The organism is Isoptericola sp. NPDC057391, from assembly GCF_042668085.1.
Lineage (GTDB): Bacteria > Actinomycetota > Actinomycetes > Actinomycetales > Cellulomonadaceae > Isoptericola.
In genome coordinates, this window is record NZ_JBHVBO010000091.1 from 1 (window position 1) to 15913 (window position 15913).

A 15913-nucleotide genomic window follows, 5' to 3' on the forward strand; every position below is an offset into this window, starting at 1 on the left:
CCCGGTGGGGTGCCCGCCCTTCTGGGCTCAGGGAGCCGTGTCTCAGGGAGCTCTGTCGGTCGCGGCTCAGGCGCTGCGGCGCAGCTTGCCGGCGCGCAGCAGCTCGAGCCGCTCGTCGAGGAGCTCCTCCAGCTCGGAGACGGTGCGGCGCTCGAGCAGCATGTCCCAGTGGGTGCGCTGCGGCTTGGTGGCCTTCGGCTCCGGCTTCTCGGCGTCGCGCAGGAGCGCCTCCTCGCCGCACCGGCACTCCCACACCGGCGGCACCTCGGCCTCGGTGGAGAAGGGCAGGATGATGGTGTGGCCGTTGGGGCAGTCGTAGTGCGCCTGGAACCGGGGGGCGAAGTCCACGCCCTCGTCGGACTCCATGCTCTTGCTGCCGATGCTCATGCCGCGCAGGGACCGGTCGGGCATGTCGTCCTCCTGGAGGTCGGTGGGAAGGGGCCTAGGGTTCCAACGCGGCCTCGCCGGGGGATGTTCCGGCGGTCCGTGAAGGTCCCGTGAAGCACGGTCCACACCGGTGCCGGCGACCGGGAGAACGGTGGGGCACGATGGCGGTGGACGTGACGGTTGCACCCAGGCTGGCCAGTCGGCGCGCCGTGCGCAACTCGAGACCGCCCTGCGGGCACCCTTTGTGCGCGACGTCACCCGCGAGCGCGTCGCGGGGCCGGGAACAACCGGGCGGGGTGCGCGGTTCACCGCCATGTACATGCAAACGCATGGACCTGGGCGTCGGGTCAGGGCCACGAGCCCAGGGACACGAGGCCAGAGACCACGAGCAGGGAGCGCAGCCGTGCAGTTCGGAATCTTCTCCGTCAGCGACGTCACCACCGACCCCACGACGGGCCGTACCCCGGACGACACCGAGCGGGTGCGCAACATGCTCACCATCGCGCGGCACGCCGACGAGGCGGGGCTGGACGTCTTCGCCACGGGCGAGCACCACAACCCGCCGTTCGTGGCGTCGTCGCCCACGACGATGCTCGGCTACCTGGCCGGCGTCACTACGAACATCACCCTGTCGACGGCGACCACGCTGATCACGACGAACGACCCGGTGCGCCTGGCCGAGGAGTACGCGATGCTCCAGGTCATCTCGGACGGCCGCATGGACCTCATGATGGGCCGCGGCAACACCGGCCCCGTGTACCCGTGGTTCGGGCAGGACATCCGCCAGGGCATCCCGCTGGCGATCGAGAACTACGCGCTGCTGCGCCGGCTGTGGACCGAGGACGTCGTGGATTGGGAGGGCAAGTTCCGCACCCCGCTGCAGGGCTTCACCTCCACGCCGCGCCCGCTGGACGGCGTGCCGCCGTTCGTGTGGCACGGCTCGATCCGCAGCCCTGAGATCGCCGAGCAGGCCGCGTTCTACGGCGACGGGTTCCTGCACAACAACATCTTCTGGCCGATGCACCACACCCGGCAGATGGTGCGGTTCTACCGGCAGCGATTCGAGCACTACGGGCACGGGCGCGCCGACCAGGCGATCGTCGGGCTCGGCGGCCAGGTGTTCATGCGCAAGCGGTCGCAGGACGCGTGGAACGAGTTCCGGCCCTACTTCGACGAGGCGCCCGTGTACGGGCACGGCCCGTCGATGGAGGACTTCACGCGCGAGACGCCGCTGACGGTCGGCTCGCCGCAGCAGGTCATCGACCGGTACGCGTCGTTCGTCGACGAGGTCGGCTACTACCAGCGCCAGCTGTTCCTCGTGGACCACGCGGGCCTGCCGCTGAAGTCCGTGCTGGAGCAGATCGACCTGCTCGGCGAGGAGGTCGTGCCCGAGCTGCGCAAGATCGTCGAGGCCAAGCGGCCGGCCGACGACGTCCCGCTGAACCCGCCGACGCACGCCGAGCGCGTCGCCGCGGCCCGCGCGGCGGGGGAGACCGGCGCCACCCACGTCGGCGACACCGCCGACCCGTACACCGGTACCGTTGCCGAGGGCACCCAGCCCGCCACCGCCCGCACGACGGGCACCACCCAGCAGGAGGCACGCGCATGACCACCCCGTACACCCCGCAGGCCACGGGCGGGGCCGGCGAGCGCACGCTCGCCGTCGTCTCGGCGGGCCTGTCGCAGCCGTCGTCGACGCGGCTGCTGGCCGACCGGCTCGCGGACGCCACGGTGCGGGAGCTGGAGGACGCCGGTCACCCGGTGCGGGTGGAGACGATCGAGCTGCGCGACCTCGCCCATGCCGTCGTCGACGCGATGCTCACCCGGTTCCCGACCGGCGACCTGGCGCGGGCGCTGGAGGCCGTGACGGGCGCGGACGGGCTCGTCGCCGTCTCGCCGGTGTTCACCACGAGCTACTCCGGCCTGTTCAAGTCCTTCTGGGACGTCGTCGACCCCGACTCGATCACCGGCATGCCCGTCCTGCTGGGCGCCACCGGCGGCACCGCCCGCCACTCCCTGGCGCTGGAGTACACGATGCGGCCGCTGTTCACCTACCTGCGCGCCGACGTCGTGCCCACGTCCGTGTTCGCCGCCACCGACGACTGGGCCGCGAGCGCCGACGACCCGGGTGCCGGCCTGCCCAAGCGCATCGCGCGCGCTGGGCGCGAGCTGGCGCAGCGCGTGGCGCGCCGGGAGAACGACGGCCCGGTCGACCCGTTCGCCGCCACGCCGAGCTTCACGGAGCTCCTCGGCGGCAGCTGAGCCGCCGGCACCGAGGGCACGCACGGGCCCGGCCCGGGGTGCGGACGCCCGTCCGACGACGGCGCCCCACGCCCTAGGCTGGGCCCATGCGCGTTCTGGTCTCCGGCGGCGCCGGGTACATCGGCTCCCACACCGTCCTGTCCCTCGTGGCCTCCGGGCACGACGTGGTCGTGGTGGACGACTTCTCCAACAGCAAGCCCACGGTGATGGGCAGACTGGAGTCCCTGTCGGGGGCGCACGTGCCGGTGCACGCGATCGACCTCACCGACGCGGAGAAGACCGAGCGGCTGTTCGCCCACGAGCGGTTCGACGCCGTCGTGCACTTCGCCGGCTTCAAGGCCGTGGGCGAGTCGGTGGCCAAGCCGCTGGAGTACTACCGCAACAACCTCGACTCCACGCTGTCCCTGCTGGAGGCGATGCGCCGCCACGACGTGCCGCGCCTGGTGTTCTCCTCCTCGGCCACCGTGTACGGGGAGAAGGCGCCGGTGCCGTACCGCGAGGACTACGAGTACCTGTCGTCGTCGTCGCCGTACGGGCAGACCAAGGTGATGATCGAGCGGATCATGGCCGACGCCGCGGTCGCCGTCGGCGGGCTCAAGGTCGCGCTGCTGCGCTACTTCAACCCGGTGGGCGCGCACCCGTCGGGCCGCATCGGCGAGGACCCGCAGGGCATCCCGAACAACCTCATGCCGTTCCTCGCGCAGGTCGCCGTCGGCAAGCGCGACAAGCTCGTGATCTTCGGCGACGACTACCCGACCTCCGACGGCACGTGCGAGCGCGACTACCTGCACGTCGAGGACCTCGCGGCCGGCCACGTGGCCGCGCTGGACCACCTGGACGCGATGTCCGAGCCGGTGCGCGCCTTCAACCTCGGCACCGGCACCGGCACGTCGGTGCTGCAGATGCTGCACGCCTTCGAGCGCGCCGTGGGCCGCGAGCTGCCCTACGAGATCGGCCCGCGCCGCGCCGGCGACCTCGCTGCCTTCTGGGCCGACCCGACCCGCGCGCAGACCGAGCTCGGCTGGCGCGCCGTCAAGACCATCGACGACATGTGCGCCGACACCTGGCGCTGGCAGTCGGAGAACCCGCAGGGCTTCCCCGACGCCTGAGCCGCCCGGACGGTCGGGCGTCCGGACGGTCTCCCCAGCGCAGCGGGTGGCAGGGCAGGCCTTGCGGGGCGGTCCGCGCCGGGCCACGATGACCCCATGCCCGCCCCCACCTCCGACGACGCGCCGCAGCGCCCCCACCCGCGGTGGGACCCGGGCGCCCGGTACCGGCCGTCCGTGCTGGCGGGCCTGCCCTCGCTGCGGCCCGCGGCCGCCGCGCCGCCCACCCCGTCGCCGCACCGGCTCGCGGGGCGGCTGCGTCGCGGCCCGGCCGTCCGCACGGCCGTGTTCGACCGCGACCTGTGGCGCCCCGTGCAGCACGTGACCACGGGCCTGGTGCGCGTCGTCGGGCGCGCCCTCGGCCGCTGAGCGCGGCGGCGTGTCCCGCCGCGAGCTCGTCGTGCTCGGCACCGCGAGCATGGTGCCCACCCGTACCCGCAACCACAACGGGTACGTCCTGTTCTTCGACGACCAGGCGATCCTGTTCGACCCGGGCGAGGGCACCCAGCGGCAGATGACGTTCGCGGGCGTGTCCGCCACCGACCTCACCCGCATCGCGATCACCCACCTGCACGGCGACCACTCCCTCGGCCTCGCGGGCGTCGCGCAGCGACTGTCGGGCGACCAGGTGCGGCACACCGTGCCGATCTCCTTCCCCGCCTCGGGCGAGCCGTGGGTGCGCCACCTGCTCGACGCGAGCGCGTACGACCACCACGAGCGCGTCGCCCTGCAGCCCGTCGCGTTCCCGGGCGGGGGCCTGGCCGTCACCCTGCCGCGCGTGGACGGCGAGCGCGGCGCCGGCCCCGGCGCCCCCGTGCTGGCCGCCCGCCCGCTGGACCACCGCGTCGACACCGTCGGCTACCGCCTCGACGAGCCGGACGGCGCGTCCCTGGACCCGGCGGCGCTCGCCGCCGCGGGCGTCGCGCCCGGGCCGGCGGTGGGGCGGCTGCTGCGCGACGGCGTCCTCGTCCTCGACGACGGCCGCACCGTGCGCCGCGAGGCCGTGTCCGTGCCGCGGCCCGGGCAGTCGGTCGCGTTCGTCATGGACACCCGGCTGTGCGACGCCGTGGAGGAGCTCGCCGACGGCGTCGACCTGCTGGTGGTCGAGTCGACGTTCCTGCACCGCGACGCCGAGCTCGCCGCTCGCTGGGCGCACCTCACCTGCCGGCAGGCCGCGATCGTCGCCGCCCGCACCGGCGTGCGCCACCTCGTGCTCACGCACTTCTCCCAGCGCTACCGCGTGCCCGACGAGCTGCCCGCCGAGTTCGAGCGCGAGGCGCGGGAGGTGTTCGACGGCGGGCTCACCGTGGCGGCCGACCTCGACCGGGTCCCGCTCCCGCCGCGCCGCCGCCCCTGAGGCGTCGCGCCCACGACGATCTCGATGACGGTTACAGGACGGCGGCGACGTCCACGTGCTCGAGGGAGTGCGCCTCGGCCACGCCCGCGTTGGTGACGCGGCCGTCGTGCACGTTGAGGCCGTGCGCGAGCACCGGGTCGCGGCGCAGGGCCTCGCGCCAGCCGTGGTCCGCGAGCGCCACGGCGTACGGCAGCGTCACGTTCGTCAGCGCGTACGTGGAGGTGCGCGGCACCGCGCCCGGCATGTTCGCCACGCAGTAGAAGACGGTGCCGTGCACGGGGAAGGTGGGCTCGGCGTGCGTGGTGGGGCGGGAGTCCTCGAAGCAGCCGCCCTGGTCGATCGCGATGTCCACGAGGACGGCGCCCGGCCGCATGCGCGCCACGACGTCGTTGCCCACCAGCACGGGCGCCTTCGCGCCGGGCACCAGGACGGCGCCGACCACCAGGTCGGCCTCGAGCACGGCCTCGGTGAGGGTGAGCCGGTTCGAGGCGAGGGTCTGCACCCGTCCGCCGAACTCCCGGTCCGCGGCCTTGAGCGCGTCCGCGTTCGTGTCCAGGAGGGTGACGCGCGCGCCCAGACCCACCGCGATGCGGGCGGCGTTCATGCCGGACACGCCCGCGCCGATGATCACCACGTGCCCCGCGGGGACGCCCGGGACCCCGCCCAGCAGGACGCCGCGACCGCCCGCGGCCCGCAGCAGGGTGGCGGCCCCGACCTGCGGGGCGAGCCGCCCCGCGACCTCCGACATCGGCGCCAGCAGCGGCAGCCGGCCGTCGGGGGTCTGCACCGTCTCGTACGCGACGGCCGTCACGTCGCGGGCCAGCAGCTCCTCGGTGAGCGCCTTGTCGGCCGCCAGGTGCAGGTAGGTGAACAGCACCAGCCCCGGCCGCAGCCGGTGGTACTCCTGCGCCACGGGCTCCTTGACCTTGAGCACCGTCTCGGCGCCGGCCCACACCTCGTCCGCGTCGGCGACGACGTCGGCCCCGGCGGCGCGGTACTCGTCGTCGGTGATGGCGGACCCCGCCCCGGCGCCCGCCTCCACGACGACGTCGTGCCCGCGGCCGACGAGCTCGTGCACGCCTGCCGGCGTGATCGCCACCCGGTACTCGTGGTTCTTGACTTCCTTCGGGACGCCGATGCGCATGGTTGAGTCCGCCTTCGTGGCTCGGCACCGGCCCCGGCTCGTGACCGGGGGACGGTGGTTGCGTGGCGCGGGGCGTGTGACCCCGCTCACGTCCCAGTCTGACGGTGCGATTCGGTGCTGCGCCACGAATCCGCAGATCCTTCGGTAGATTGCCAGGATGTCGACGTCACGCCCGGCTCAGCCCGTGCCACGCCAGCCCCGAGCGAAGGATGTTCGATCCGGGGAGCGGCGCGGCCAGGACGTCCGCACGCAGGAGGTGCGGCCCGCGGACGCGCGGCCGGACCCGTCGTGGGGTCTGGAGCGGCGCGGCCCCGCCCCCGCGCGGCTGGACGATGTGGACCAGCGGCTCCTGGCGGCGCTCGCGGCCGACGCGCGCCTGCCGAACAACGCCCTCGCGGCGCGGGCGGGGGTCGCGCCGTCCACGGCCCTGACGCGGGTGCGGCAGCTGCGCGAGCGCGGCGTGATCCGCGGCTTCCACGCGGACGTCGACCCGGCGCGGACGGGGCACCCGCTGCAGGCGATGATCGCGGTGCAGATGCGCGGCGCGGCACGCACACGGCTGAGCGGCTACCTGCAGCGCCTCGCCGAGCTGCCGGGGGTGCTGAACGTCTTCCTGCTCGGCGGCGCGCACGACTTCTTCGTGCACGTGGCCGCCGCCGACTCCGACGCCCTGAACGAGTTCGTCATCGAGCACCTGTCCACCGACCCGGACGTGGCGCTCACGGAGACCAACCTGATCTTCCAGCACGCGCGGGCGAGCTGGTACTGATTCCCGGGGCACACCCGGGGCACACCCGGGCACGGTCTGGCCCGGCCGGTCAGCGGCGGGTGGCGAGCCAGCGCTGCAGCTCGACCGCGAGCGCGACGGGGGCGTCGAGCTGGACCAGGTGCCCGGCGCCGGGGATCAGCCGGGCACCGGCGCCGGGGATCGCGTCCGCGAGCCGCCGCGCCCGGTCGGGCGGGATCCACGAGTCCTGGTCGCCCCACAGCACGCGGACCGGGACGTCGAGGTCGCCCAGCAGCGGCTCGAGCTCGGCGGTGTACCGCTCGTCGGCCTGCGCGATCTGCCGGTAGAAGGCCGCCTGCCCCGCCTCGCCCGTCCAGGGGGCGACGAGCGCGGCCAGGTGCTCCCGGCGCAGCGGCCGGTGCGCGGCCGTGCGCACGTACGCCTCCAGCGCGCCCCGGTGCACGGCGGCGGGGACGGCCGCGAAGACGTCGGCGTGCTCGCGCACCAGGGCGAAGTACGGCGAGCCCCAGGGGCGCAGCGCCACCACGTCCACGAGGCACAGCGACGCGTACCGGGCGCCGTGCAGCAGCGCGGCGCGCAGGCTCACCGCGCCGCCGTAGTCGTGCGCGACGACGTGCGGCAGCGCCGGCGTGCCCCCGTCGGCCTCGTCGTCGCCCGCCCACCCGGCGCGCCAGTGCGCGAGCAGCGCGGCGAACGCCTCGCCCTGCGTCCCGAGGTCGACGTCGTGCGCGGGGTCCTTCGACGACGCCCCGTAGCCCGGCATGTCCCACAGGTGCACGGTGAACTCGGCGGCCAGGGCGCGGGCGTACGGCTCCCACAGCCACGACGACCACGGCGTGCCGTGGCAGAACACCAGCGGCGGGCCGGAGCCGAACGCCGTCCACGCCACCTCGCGGCCCCGCCACGCGAACCGCCGGTCCAGCAGGTGCTCCGCGTCCGCCGCGTCGGGGATCGGGCTCTCGGTCATGCCGCGAGGCTAGGCGGCGGGGCCGACACCCGCGTCCACGACGTCCGCGCGCTCGTCCGTGCGCTCGTCCGTGAGGTCGAGGGTGCGGAACACGCTGCACGGGTCGGGGGAGTACGAACCGAAGGGCCCGCAGGGCACGAACCCGTGCCGCGCGTACAGGCGGCGCGCGGCCGCGAAGTACTCCTGCGGCCCCGTCTCGAGGCTCACCGCCGCGTAGCCGCGCTCGCGGGCCAGGGCGACCAGGCGGTCCAGGACGGCGCCCGCCACGCCACGGCCGCGCGCGGGCCGGGCCGTGCGCATCGACTTCACCTCGCCCCGGCCGGCGGACGTCGGGGTGGTCGGCTCGAGCTCGCTGAGGGCGCCGCAGCCCAGCAACGTCCCGTCGTCGTCGCGCGCCGTCAGGAACGTCACCGACGGGACCAGCAGCCCGCTGAGATCGAGGGCGTGCACCGACTCGGCGGGCGAGGTGGCGTGCATGTCGGCCAGGTGCTCGTCCAGCAGGGCGCGCACGTCGGCACGGTCGGGGGACTCGGGGGCGATGATCACCCCCGCATCCTCGCGCCCGCGTGTTTCGCGCACGTGTCACGCGCGCGACGTGGCGGGGCAGGGGGCACGGCGGGCGGCCCGGTGCGGCTCAGCCCACGCGGCCGGCCAGCAGCGCGTCCCCCAGCAGGGTGCGGGTGTGCAGCACCCGGTTGCCCTGCCGCTCCGAAGAGACCAGGCCGGCCTCGCGCAGCACGGTCGCGTGCCGGCTCGCCGTCGCCGGCGTGAGGTCCAGCACCCGCGCCAGCTCCGTCGTCGTGCGGCTCGTGTCCAGCGCCTCCAGGACCCGCGCCCGCGTCGGGCCGATGAGGTGCGCGACCTGCGCCCCGTCGTCCGCCGCACCGTCCGCACCGTCGCCGCCGCGCGCCACCCAGCCCGGCGCCGGGTCCACCGGGTACACCAGCACCGGGTCCAGGGAGTCGTCCGCGAGCACCACCGGCGCCAGCACGCAGAACACCGACGGGACCACCGTCAGCGGCCGCCCGCGCAACGGCAGCGAGTGCGACACCGGGTACCACCCGGTCCACCGGCCCCCGTCGCGGCGCAGCAGCGGGTCGAAGCTGCCCATCAGCCCCTGCACCCCGCCCCGGCGCAGCGCCGCGTCGCGCGCCTCCTGGTCGGCCGCGAGCGCCGCCCGCGTCACCGGCGCGTAGGGCGCGACCGCCACCTCGTGGTAGCGGCACAGCGCGGCAGCGAGCCACCGCATCGCCTCCGCCTCGCCGGCGGCGATACGCCGCACCCACGGCGGGGCCCCCGAGCGGAACGTCATCGCCAGCTCCCGCGCGAGCCGCGCCCGAGGGGTGCTCGCCACCCGGTCGGCCGCCGCCTCGACCCCCGCGGGCCCACCGCCGCCGTCGGGCCGCGCCCCGTCCCATGGGGCGAGGGGGAGCGGGGTCGGGGTGAGGAAGTCCGGGAAGTACGACGCGAACGGGGCCAGCCGCGCGAGCGCCGCGACCGTCGTCGTCAGGCCCGCCTCCACGATCCGCGCCCGCACCTGCCGCCGCCACGGGTCGAACGCGAGCGCCGACTGCCGGTTCTGCAGCAGGTGCAGGCTCAGCACCGTGTCCCACATCGGGTCCGGGCGCCCGGGCGCGCGCAGGCGCGTGAGGTCCTCCGCCGACAGGTCGATCGTGAGCACGGGGGCCACCACCTCGGGGCTCGACTCGGGGTCGACCACCCACGCTAGTCGCCCCCCGCACCCGCAACCCGACCTTGCGCCCCGGTGCAATGTCCGCCCGCGCCGCGGCGGCCGTCGGGCCGCAGGTCAGGGGGCGTGCACCGTGGGGTCGTCGCGCAGCACGTCCAGCAGCAGCGCGAGGATCGCGTCGGGCCGCTCCAGCACGGGCAGGTGCCCCGCCCACTCGAGCAGCGATACCTCGGCCCCCGGCACCGACGACGCCACGTGCCGGGCGCACGCCCGCAGCGCGTCCATGTCGTGCGCCCCCTCGACGACGAACGTCGGCACGCGGATCCCCGCCAGGTCCACGTCGACGTCGTCCGGGCCGGGCTCGGGCAGGCCGGCGGCGCTCGCGGCCGCGTCGGCGGCGAGCTGCACCTCGAACGCGCGGCGCTGCATGACGGCGAGCGCCTCGGCGGCGGCGTCGTCGGCGTCCGGGCCGAGCCACGTCGTGACGTTGAGCCGCACCGCGCCCTCGAGGTCGCCTGCGCCCAGGAGCCTGGCCTCCTCGGCGTCGAACGCGTCGGACGTCTGCGTGTCGGGCACGCCGGGGGCGGCGGGGCACAGCAGCACGAGCTCGCGCACCCGGTCGGGGTACGCCGTCGTGAGCTCGAGCGCCACCTTGCCCCCGAACGACGACCCGACGACGGCGGCGTCGGGGACGCCGAGCTCGTCGAGCAGGGCGGCGACGTCGCCCGCGTTCGTGTACGGGCCGCCGTCCACCGGCAGCGGGGAGTCGCCGAAGCCGCGCAGGTCGGGACGCACCACGCGGAACGTGCGCGCCAGGGCGGGCGCGACGGCGTCCCACATGCGGCGGTCCGCCACCCCGGCGTGCAGCAGGACGACGGCGGGCGCGTCGACGTCACCGGCGACGTCATGGGCGAGAGTCATGCGCCCAGGCTATCGGCGGGGGCACGGGCGGCGGCCCGACGGGCGAGCGCGAGCCGACCCGGCCAGTATCGACGGGACGTCCCGGGAAGCACCCCGACCCGCAGAAGGTTGACCTCCCCGTGAAGCACCTCGGATTCCTGTCCTTCGGCCACTGGACACCGCACCCGCAGTCCGCCACCCGCTCGGCCTCCGACGCCCTGCTGCAGTCGATCGACCTCGCCGTCGCGGCGGAGGAGCTCGGCGCCGACGGCGCGTACTTCCGCGTGCACCACTTCGCGCGCCAGCTCGCGTCCCCGTTCCCGCTGCTGGCGGCCGTCGGCGCGCGCACCAGCCGGATCGAGATCGGCACCGCCGTCATCGACATGCGCTACGAGAACCCCCTGTACCTGGCCGAGGACGCCGGCGCCGCCGACCTTATCTCCGGCGGGCGGCTGCAGCTCGGCATCAGCCGCGGGTCGCCCGAGCAGGTCGTCGACGGGTACCGCCACTTCGGGCACGAGCCGCGGCCGGGGGAGTCCGACGCCGACATGGCGCGCCGCCACACCGCCCGCTTCCTCGAGGTGCTCGACGGCGAGGGGTTCGCCGAGCCGAACCCGAGGCCCATGTTCCCCAATCCGCCCGGGCTGCTGCGGGTCGAGCCGCACTCCGAGGGCCTGCGCGAACGGATCTGGTGGGGCGCCGGTACCCGCGCCACCGCCGAGTGGACCGCCGCGCAGGGGATGAACCTCATGAGCTCCACCCTGCTGTCCGAGGACACCGGCATCCCGTTCCACCGCCTGCAGGCCGAGCAGATCCAGCGCTTCCGCGACGCCTGGGCCGCCGCCGGTCACGGCTGGGAGCCCCGCGTGTCCGTGTCGCGCAGCATCTTCCCGATCACCGACGACCGCGACCGCGCCTACTTCGGCATGGAGACCGCCTCCACCGACCAGGTCGGCGTCCTCGAGGGCGTCCGCGCCCGCTTCGGCAAGACCTACGCCGGCGAGGTCGACGACGTGGTGGCCGACCTCGCCGAGGACGAGGCCGTCGCCGCGGCCGACACCCTCCTGCTCACCGTGCCCAACCAGCTCGGCGTCGACTACAACGCGCACGTCGTCGAGAACGTCGTCCGGCACGTGGCGCCCGCCCTCGGCTGGCGCTGACGCCTCAGGCGCCGGCGCCGCCCACCGGCCCCTCCACCAGCTCTGCCACCACCGGGGGAGAGGAGCGGTAGTCGCCCCAGCGCGCCCACCGCACCCGCACGCGCACCACCACGATCCCCGGATCCGCCAGGGACGCCGCGAACTGCGGGAACGCCGCCGCGTAGGCCGCCGCGCACCGCTCCCGGTCCGGCCCGGACGGGACGTCCGCCACCCCCTGCACCTGCAGCGTCGTCCCGCCAGAGCCGCCCACCACCACCGCCACCCGCGGGTCGCGACGCAGGTTCCCCACCTTGCGCGAGCCGTCCCGCGCGTCGAAGACCAGCTCGCCCGACGCCGTCGACGCCAGCGTCAGGTACGCGGCCTGCGGGCCACCGTCCGGCCCCAGCGTCGACACCACCCCGTCGCCCACGGCACGCACGTGCTCGACCACCCGCTCCAGCGCATCACCCGACAGGCTCGACGACGTCATGCGCGCGACCCTAGCGGGCCCCGCCCGCCCCGACCGGCACCGCCGCGTCCACCACCCCCACCAGCGTCGACACGACCTGCCCCCGGCCCACCACGTGCACCTGCGACCACCCGGCCGCGGCACCGCCCGACGCCCCGACCAGCCCCGCACGCTGCGCCGACCACCGCCGCCAGTGCCGCGCGAACGCACGCGCCCGCACCACCCGGCCCCGCGCCTCCTGACCCGCCAGCGCCGCGTCACGCCCGACGTCCACCATCACCAGCACCGGACACCACCCCGCCCGCCGCGCCAGGCACGCCCACCACCACCGCCGCGCCCGCGACGTCGCCGGGTCGTGCACCACCAGCACCCCCGCACCCTCGCCGGCCGCACCACCGGCCGTGCCACCGCCCCGCACCCCGCCCCGCACCCCGGCCGGCGGGCCCGCCAGCACGGCCCGCACCACACCCGCCAGGTGCCGCACGTGCACCACCGGCCGGTACACCGCGTACGGCACCCCGCGCGGCACCCGGCCCCGCAGGTCACGACGCGCCGCCTCGCTGTCCAGCACCCGCACCCCCGGCCGCAGGCCCGCCGCCCACGCCAGCGCCGTGCTCTTGCCCGCCCCCGGCACACCACCCACCAGCACGAACGTCCCCGACCCGACGTCCCGCACCGTCGCACGCTCCCGCACCACCGCCGTCATGCGGCGCCCTCACCCCTCTTCCGTCCACCGCTCCGTCCCGACCACCCGTCCGGACCGGCCGGGCACCCGCCACCGGCGGGGCGCCCAGCCTGCCAGGTCCGCATGAGCGCCAGATGAGACCGGCCCACCCCGCCGCCCCCGCCCCACCTGCTGAGACCGCGCCTGCCCGGTGGCACGATGCGAGGCATGGCCCGCACCGCTCCCGCACCCCTGCTCGGCACCGACCTGCCCCTCGTCGCGGCCCCCATGGCCGGCGGCCCCACCACCCTCGACCTCCTCGCCGCCACCACCGGCGCCGGAGCCTTCGCCTTCCTCGCCGGCGGCTACCAGACCCCCGACTCCCTCGCGGACCAGGTGCGCCGCGCCCACGAGGGCGCGCACCCCTTCGGCGTCAACCTCTTCGTCCCCGCCACCGGCCCCGGCCCGGACCCCGCGGCGCTCGCGGCCTACGCCCGGCGGATCGCGCCGGACGCCGCCGCGCACGACGTCGACCTCGACGCCGTGCTGGCGTCGGTCCCCGCCACGGACGACGACGGCTGGGCGGCCAAGGTCGACCTGCTGCGCCGCGACCCCGTGCCCGTGGTGTCGTGCACGTTCGGCCCCCCGCCGGCCGCGGACGTCGCGGCCCTGCGCGCGACGGGCTCCGTGGTCCTGGTCACCGTCACGACGCCGCAGGAGGCGGCGGCCGCCGAGGAGCTCGGGGCCGACGGGCTCGTCGTGCAGGGCCCGGGCGCGGGCGGCCACAGCGGCACCTGGGACCCGGCCCGCACCGTCGCCGACGGCACGACCGCCGACGCCGTCGCCGCGGTCGTCGCGCGCACGCCCCTCCCGGTCGTCGCCGCCGGGGGAGTGGACGGCCCCGCCGCCGTCACCCGCCTGCTGCAGGCCGGGGCGCAGGCCGTCGCCGTCGGCACGCTGCTGCTGCGCACCGACGAGGCCGGCACCTCCCGCACCCACCGGGACGCGCTCGCCGACCCCCGGTTCACGACGACGGCGATGACCCGCGCGTTCTCCGGCCGCCCGGCCCGTGCGCTCGTCAACGGCTTCCTGACCCGGCACGACGCCCACGCCCCGGTGGCCTACCCGCAGGTGCACCACCTCACCCGCGAGCTGCGCCGCCGCGCGGCCGCCGCCGGGGACGCCGAGCGGCTGCACCTGTGGGCCGGGACCGGACACCGCGGCGCCACCACCGGGCCCGCGGCCGACGTCGTGCGGGCCCTCGCCGCCGACCTGTGACGCCCGCGCGCCGCACCGCCGCGACACGGGGCCGCTTCGCTAGGTTGCCGTCATGAGCGTCGACTGGGACCCGCAGGCCGTGCTGCGCGCCGCCGCCGAGTGGTCGTGGGTGCCGCCCGACGCGGAGTGCGTCGTCACGGACGTCACCCTCACCCGGTGGCCCTCCTGGGCGCAGGGCCGCGTCGTGCTCACGGGGCTGGCGAGCGCCCGCGCCCCCGAGCACGTCCTGCGCGAGGCCGTCGAGCAGGTGCGCGCCTGGGGCAGCGACACGCTCGGCGTGTGGGTCTCCGCCACCAGCGTCCCCGACCTCACGGACCTGCTGCAGGCCCGCGGTGCGCGCCTCGAGGACAGCGTGGACGTCCTCGCGCGCGCCCTCGAGCCGCCCCTCGGGCCCGGCCCTCGCGAGGCGCCCGTGCACGAGGGGCGTCTCGTCGTGCGTCGCGTCGCCGACGTCGACGGCCTGCGCGACGCCGACCGGGTCGACACCGCGGTGTGGGACCAGCAGCCGATGGACGACGGCCGCCTCGCCGCCGCCGCGAGCTCGCTGCTGTCCGAGGCCAGCCGCGAGCTCCGCGTCGTGGCCTACCAGGACGGCGAACCCGTGGCCTCCGCGGGGGTCACCCTCGCGGAGGCGCCACGGCCCGAGCTGGGCACCGTCGCCCGGCTGTGGGGCGCCGGTACCGTGCCCGACCGGCGCGGCCGCGGGGCCTACCGGGCGGTGCTCGCCGAACGGCTGCGCCTGTCCGCCGCCGCGGGCGCGTCACTGGCCCTCGTCAAGGGCCGGGTCAGCACCTCCGCCCGCATCCTGCGCAGGGCGGGGTTCGACCGGTACGGCGCGGAGCACTACTACCGGCTCACGCTCTGACACCGCGGCGGTCGGCGGCAGGGGCCGCCGACCTCGGCAGGCCGCACGACACACCGCACGACAAGACGACTCGACAAGACCGCTCGACACATCGACGGACGAGGAGGACGACGTGACAGGACCATCCGCAGGACGTCACGGGGGCCGCGTGGCGCTCGTGACCGGCGGCGCGCACGGCATCGGCGCCGCCACGGTGCGACGGCTGCACGCGGAGGGCGCGACCGTCGTGGTCGCCGACCTCGACGGGGACGCCGCGCGCCGGTCCCTGGGCGACCTCCCCACCGGCGGGGCGCCCGCCTCCGCCGTCGCCTGCGACATCACGGACACCGCCTCGGTGGAGGCCGCCGTGGCGACGACCCTGGAGCGGCACGGGCGGCTCGACGTGCTCGTCGGCGTCGCCGGCGGCACCGGCGTCCACCCGGGCCTCCTCGACAGCATGGACGACGCCACCTGGGCCGCCGGGGTCGACCTCAACCTGGCCGGCCCCGCCCGTTGCGTCCGCGCCGCCGCCCCGCACCTGCCGCGCGGGGGCGCCATCGTGCTGGTCGGCTCCGTCAACGGCCTGCAGGCCTTCGGGGACGAGGACTACTCCGCCGCGAAGGCCGGCCTCGTCTCCCTCGCCCAGAACCTCGCCGTCCGCCTCGGGGGCAAGGGCGTGCGTATCAACGTCGTCGCGCCCGGCACCATCCGCACCCGCTCCTGGGACCAGCGCTCCGACCCCGACCGGCTCGCGGCCCTCTACCCGCTCGGCCGGATCGGCGAGCCCGACGACGTCGCCGCCGCCATCGCGTTCCTCACCTCCGACGACGCCGCCTGGATCACCGGCGTCACCCTGCCCGTCGACGGCGGCGTCCTCGCCGGCCCGCTCGCGCGCTTCGAGACCCTCGGCGGCGGGGGAGAACGCTGAGCCACGTCCGCCGACCGGCCTGCCGGCAGC

18 protein-coding genes are annotated in these 15913 nt (G+C 76.1%); 10 read left to right on the top strand and 8 right to left on the bottom strand.

The window, feature by feature from the left end:
- Positions 1-66: 66 nt before the first annotated feature.
- Positions 67-411 carry an RNA polymerase-binding protein RbpA gene (locus ACFUVW_RS12445; RefSeq protein WP_225566476.1) on the bottom strand — a complete coding sequence of 115 codons (345 nt, stop codon included), beginning with the start codon at positions 409-411 and terminating at the stop codon, positions 67-69.
- Between the two features lie 379 nt (positions 412-790).
- Here ACFUVW_RS12445 and ACFUVW_RS12450 point away from each other — a divergent pair, with 379 nt between their 5' ends.
- The 5 genes from ACFUVW_RS12450 to ACFUVW_RS12470 all read left to right on the top strand — a co-directional run bounded on the left by ACFUVW_RS12450 (position 791) and on the right by ACFUVW_RS12470 (position 5112).
- Positions 791-1996, top strand: a complete 1206-nt coding sequence (locus ACFUVW_RS12450; RefSeq protein WP_430571640.1) for an LLM class flavin-dependent oxidoreductase — start codon at positions 791-793, stop codon at positions 1994-1996.
- Positions 1993-2649 carry an FMN reductase gene (locus ACFUVW_RS12455; RefSeq protein ID WP_430571641.1) on the top strand — a complete coding sequence of 219 codons (657 nt, stop codon included), beginning with the start codon at positions 1993-1995 and terminating at the stop codon, positions 2647-2649. The genes ACFUVW_RS12450 and ACFUVW_RS12455 overlap by 4 nt, the downstream gene beginning before the upstream one ends.
- 86 nt (positions 2650-2735) lie before the next feature.
- A complete protein-coding gene (gene galE / locus ACFUVW_RS12460) occupies positions 2736-3758 on the top strand; it encodes a UDP-glucose 4-epimerase GalE (protein WP_430571642.1) in 1023 nt (340 codons plus the stop codon).
- A gap of 96 nt (positions 3759-3854) precedes the next feature.
- Entirely contained in the window at positions 3855-4124 is a 270-nt protein-coding gene (locus ACFUVW_RS12465; RefSeq protein WP_430571643.1) for a hypothetical protein, read from the top strand.
- A 10-nt stretch (positions 4125-4134) separates the two neighbouring features.
- Positions 4135-5112: a ribonuclease Z gene (locus ACFUVW_RS12470; RefSeq protein ID WP_430571644.1), complete on the top strand. Its 978-nt coding sequence runs from the start codon at positions 4135-4137 to the stop codon at positions 5110-5112.
- Positions 5113-5143: 31 nt separating this feature from the next.
- Here ACFUVW_RS12470 and ald read toward each other — a convergent pair whose 3' ends face one another.
- Positions 5144-6256, bottom strand: a complete 1113-nt coding sequence (gene ald / locus ACFUVW_RS12475; protein ID WP_430571645.1) for an alanine dehydrogenase — start codon at positions 6254-6256, stop codon at positions 5144-5146.
- A gap of 157 nt (positions 6257-6413) precedes the next feature.
- Between ald and ACFUVW_RS12480 the strand changes: the two genes are divergently transcribed.
- Complete coding sequence (locus ACFUVW_RS12480; RefSeq protein WP_430571646.1) at positions 6414-7025, top strand: Lrp/AsnC family transcriptional regulator; 612 nt, start codon at positions 6414-6416, stop codon at positions 7023-7025.
- 49 nt (positions 7026-7074) lie between these two features.
- Here ACFUVW_RS12480 and ACFUVW_RS12485 read toward each other — a convergent pair whose 3' ends face one another.
- The 4 genes from ACFUVW_RS12485 to ACFUVW_RS12500 all read right to left on the bottom strand — a co-directional run bounded on the left by ACFUVW_RS12485 (position 7075) and on the right by ACFUVW_RS12500 (position 10582).
- Complete coding sequence (locus tag ACFUVW_RS12485) at positions 7075-7971, bottom strand: alpha/beta fold hydrolase (RefSeq protein WP_430571647.1); 897 nt, start codon at positions 7969-7971, stop codon at positions 7075-7077.
- Positions 7972-7980: 9 nt separating this feature from the next.
- The gene (locus tag ACFUVW_RS12490; RefSeq protein ID WP_430571648.1) at positions 7981-8517 is read right to left on the bottom strand and encodes a GNAT family N-acetyltransferase; all 537 of its coding nucleotides are present in this window, start codon (positions 8515-8517) and stop codon (positions 7981-7983) included.
- Positions 8518-8605: 88 nt separating this feature from the next.
- Positions 8606-9691, bottom strand: a complete 1086-nt coding sequence (locus ACFUVW_RS12495; RefSeq protein WP_430571649.1) for an ArsR/SmtB family transcription factor — start codon at positions 9689-9691, stop codon at positions 8606-8608.
- Positions 9692-9778: 87 nt separating this feature from the next.
- Positions 9779-10582: an alpha/beta fold hydrolase gene (locus ACFUVW_RS12500; RefSeq protein WP_430571650.1), complete on the bottom strand. Its 804-nt coding sequence runs from the start codon at positions 10580-10582 to the stop codon at positions 9779-9781.
- Between the two features lie 119 nt (positions 10583-10701).
- On the opposite strand from ACFUVW_RS12500, the gene ACFUVW_RS12505 reads away from it, so the two are divergent.
- Entirely contained in the window at positions 10702-11721 is a 1020-nt protein-coding gene (locus ACFUVW_RS12505; RefSeq protein ID WP_430571651.1) for an LLM class flavin-dependent oxidoreductase, read from the top strand.
- Between the two features lie 4 nt (positions 11722-11725).
- Here the strand turns inward: ACFUVW_RS12505 and ACFUVW_RS12510 are convergent, their stop codons facing one another.
- Together ACFUVW_RS12510 and ACFUVW_RS12515 are read right to left on the bottom strand one after the other, a co-directional pair.
- A complete protein-coding gene (locus ACFUVW_RS12510; RefSeq protein WP_430571652.1) occupies positions 11726-12190 on the bottom strand; it encodes a pyridoxamine 5'-phosphate oxidase family protein in 465 nt (154 codons plus the stop codon).
- Positions 12191-12200: 10 nt separating this feature from the next.
- Positions 12201-12875: a hypothetical protein gene (locus tag ACFUVW_RS12515; RefSeq protein ID WP_430571653.1), complete on the bottom strand. Its 675-nt coding sequence runs from the start codon at positions 12873-12875 to the stop codon at positions 12201-12203.
- A 186-nt stretch (positions 12876-13061) separates the two neighbouring features.
- On the opposite strand from ACFUVW_RS12515, the gene ACFUVW_RS12520 reads away from it, so the two are divergent.
- The 3 genes from ACFUVW_RS12520 to ACFUVW_RS12530 all read left to right on the top strand — a co-directional run bounded on the left by ACFUVW_RS12520 (position 13062) and on the right by ACFUVW_RS12530 (position 15883).
- Positions 13062-14111: a nitronate monooxygenase gene (locus tag ACFUVW_RS12520; RefSeq protein ID WP_430571654.1), complete on the top strand. Its 1050-nt coding sequence runs from the start codon at positions 13062-13064 to the stop codon at positions 14109-14111.
- Between the two features lie 52 nt (positions 14112-14163).
- Positions 14164-14976: a hypothetical protein gene (locus ACFUVW_RS12525; RefSeq protein WP_430571655.1), complete on the top strand. Its 813-nt coding sequence runs from the start codon at positions 14164-14166 to the stop codon at positions 14974-14976.
- 112 nt (positions 14977-15088) lie between these two features.
- On the top strand, positions 15089-15883 hold the full coding sequence (locus ACFUVW_RS12530) for an SDR family NAD(P)-dependent oxidoreductase (protein ID WP_430571656.1): 795 nt from the start codon (positions 15089-15091) through the stop codon (positions 15881-15883).
- The last annotated feature ends 30 nt before the right edge of the window (positions 15884-15913 follow it).

Bases quoted from the DNA above. Each gene is read 5' to 3' on its own strand.
- ACFUVW_RS12445 (WP_225566476.1), bottom strand. From the start codon at position 411: ATGCCCGACCGGTCCCTGCGCGGCATGAGCATCGGCAGCAAGAGCATG.
- ACFUVW_RS12455 (WP_430571641.1), top strand. From the start codon at position 1,993: ATGACCACCCCGTACACCCCGCAGGCCACGGGCGGGGCCGGCGAGCGC.
- galE (WP_430571642.1), top strand. From the start codon at position 2,736: ATGCGCGTTCTGGTCTCCGGCGGCGCCGGGTACATCGGCTCCCACACC.
- ACFUVW_RS12465 (WP_430571643.1), top strand. From the start codon at position 3,855: ATGCCCGCCCCCACCTCCGACGACGCGCCGCAGCGCCCCCACCCGCGG.
- ald (WP_430571645.1), bottom strand. From the start codon at position 6,256: ATGCGCATCGGCGTCCCGAAGGAAGTCAAGAACCACGAGTACCGGGTG.
- ACFUVW_RS12480 (WP_430571646.1), top strand. From the start codon at position 6,414: ATGTCGACGTCACGCCCGGCTCAGCCCGTGCCACGCCAGCCCCGAGCG.
- ACFUVW_RS12485 (WP_430571647.1), bottom strand. From the start codon at position 7,971: ATGACCGAGAGCCCGATCCCCGACGCGGCGGACGCGGAGCACCTGCTG.
- ACFUVW_RS12500 (WP_430571650.1), bottom strand. From the start codon at position 10,582: ATGACTCTCGCCCATGACGTCGCCGGTGACGTCGACGCGCCCGCCGTC.
- ACFUVW_RS12510 (WP_430571652.1), bottom strand. From the start codon at position 12,190: ATGACGTCGTCGAGCCTGTCGGGTGATGCGCTGGAGCGGGTGGTCGAG.
- ACFUVW_RS12515 (WP_430571653.1), bottom strand. From the start codon at position 12,875: ATGACGGCGGTGGTGCGGGAGCGTGCGACGGTGCGGGACGTCGGGTCG.
- ACFUVW_RS12520 (WP_430571654.1), top strand. From the start codon at position 13,062: ATGGCCCGCACCGCTCCCGCACCCCTGCTCGGCACCGACCTGCCCCTC.
- ACFUVW_RS12525 (WP_430571655.1), top strand. From the start codon at position 14,164: ATGAGCGTCGACTGGGACCCGCAGGCCGTGCTGCGCGCCGCCGCCGAG.